Annotated in this window: 2 protein-coding genes and 1 pseudogene; all 3 read right to left on the reverse strand. The window is 65.3% G+C overall.

The window, feature by feature from the left end:
• A partial coding sequence (locus GO615_RS27565; RefSeq protein WP_211167406.1) for an efflux RND transporter permease subunit occupies positions 1–1,151 on the reverse strand: 1,151 nt, incomplete at its 3' end.
• Between the two features lie 10 nt (positions 1,152–1,161).
• Positions 1,162–1,503 carry a P-II family nitrogen regulator gene (locus tag GO615_RS27570; RefSeq protein ID WP_169133040.1) on the reverse strand — a complete coding sequence of 114 codons (342 nt, stop codon included), beginning with the start codon at positions 1,501–1,503 and terminating at the stop codon, positions 1,162–1,164.
• Positions 1,504–1,518: 15 nt separating this feature from the next.
• A pseudogene (locus GO615_RS27575) lies at positions 1,519–1,807 on the reverse strand (efflux transporter periplasmic adaptor subunit); the annotation flags it as partial.

The following is a 1,807-nucleotide window of genomic DNA, read 5'->3' on the forward strand; positions in this document are numbered from 1 at the left end:
GTGAAGGTGAACAGCATCGCCAAAGGGATCACCAGCGCGGTGATGATCGCCGCGCGGATGTTGCCGAGGAACAGGAACAGGATTGCGATGACCAGCAGCGCGCCTTCGGTCAGGTTTTTCTTGACCGTCGCGATGGCCTTGTCGACGAGCAGCGTGCGGTCGTACACGGTCTTGGCCACGACGCCCGCGGGCAGCGTCTTGTTCACCGCCTGCAGGCGCAGATCCACCGCACGCGACACGTCCCGACTGTTTTCGCCGATAAGCATGAACACCGTGCCCAGCACCACTTCCCGGCCGTTTTCCGTTGCGGCGCCGGTGCGCAGTTCCTTGCCCAGGCCGACCTCGGCCACGTCGCGGATGCGGATCGGCACGCCGCGCGCGTGACCGACGATGACGTTGGCGATGTCGTCGATATTCGACACCTGTCCGGGAGCGCGAATCAGGTACTGCTCGCCGCTGCGCTCGATGTAGCCGGCGCCGACATTGGCATTGTTGCGCTCCAGCGCCGTCACAACATCGCTGATGGCGAGGCCGAAGGACACCAGGCGGTCAGGCAGCGGCGCGACCTGAAACTCCTTGGCGTAGCCGCCGATGGTGTTGATCTCGGTCACGCCCGGCACGGTGCGCAACTGCGGCTTGATGATCCAGTCCTGAATCTCGCGCAGGTCCATCGGCGTGTAGGCCGTGCCATCCGGTTTTCTGGCGCCGTCCTCCGCTTCCACCGTCCACATGTAGATTTCACCCAGGCCGGTCGCGATCGGCCCTAGCCCTGGCGCGAGCCCCGGCGGCAGCTTGCTGCGCGCCTCCTGAATGCGTTCGTTGACGAGTTGGCGCGCGAAATAGATATCGGTGCCGTCCTTGAACACGACGGTGACCTGCGACAAGCCGTAGCGCGACAGCGAGCGCGTCTCCTCCAGCAGCGGGAGCCCCGCCATCGCGGTCTCGATCGGGAAGGTGACGCGCTGCTCGGCCTCCAGCGGCGAATAGCCGGGGGCTTCGGTGTTGATTTGCACCTGGACGTTGGTGATGTCCGGCACGGCATCGATGGGAAGGCGCTGGTAATTGTAGATACCCAACCCGACCATGCCGAGTACGGCAAGCAGGACGAGCCATCGCTGATCGATGGCGAAACGGATGATGCGTTCGAACATGGGCTATCCCTCAAAGTGCCGCGGCGTCGCGTTCGCCGGTGCGAATACGCACCGCGGCGGCAAGCTCCGCGACGCCTACGATGCCGTCGCCCGGTTGGCCGGTATGGGCCGCCTTGGTCACGGCTTCGACGATGGCCGGCGCATCGTCATCGGTGCACAGGACCAGGAGCACCAACGCATCGTGCGCGTCCGGGTTCCATTCGTCGGCAACGAAATGGTGATCCTGACCGTGTCCGCGTGGGTGCCCCGTGGCCTTGAGAATCGTGAAGCCCGGCAGGTGCGGCAGCGCATGAAGCGCTGCTTCCACGGCTTCGAGCCGCTGCTGACGGATGACTGCAGTGATCTGTTTCATCGTTGTGCCTCCGGCTCAGTGATCGTGGCTGGCGCCGGCTTTGCCGAGCTCCGCCTTGATGACGAAACTGTTCTTCGCGGCATAGCGTTCGCCCGCCCGGAGCCCGCTCAGGACCTCGACGTGGCGGCCGTCGCTGCGGCCCAGTTCGAGCGGCCGGGCTTCGAGCGAATCGTCGTAACGGCCGAATACCACCTTCCAGTCGCGCAGGTCCTGGATCGCCTCGGCCGCGACGGCGACCGGCACCTGTGTTTCTTCCGCCACGACTTCGACGGTGACCGGCAGGCCGGGCCGCCAAAGTCCCTTG

Origin of the sequence: Aromatoleum evansii, from assembly GCF_012910805.1 — a bacterium.
GTDB classification, from domain to species: Bacteria; Pseudomonadota; Gammaproteobacteria; order Burkholderiales; family Rhodocyclaceae; genus Aromatoleum; species Aromatoleum evansii.

Bases quoted from the DNA above. Each gene is read 5' to 3' on its own strand.
- GO615_RS27570 (WP_169133040.1), bottom strand. From the start codon at position 1,503: ATGAAACAGATCACTGCAGTCATCCGTCAGCAGCGGCTCGAAGCCGTG.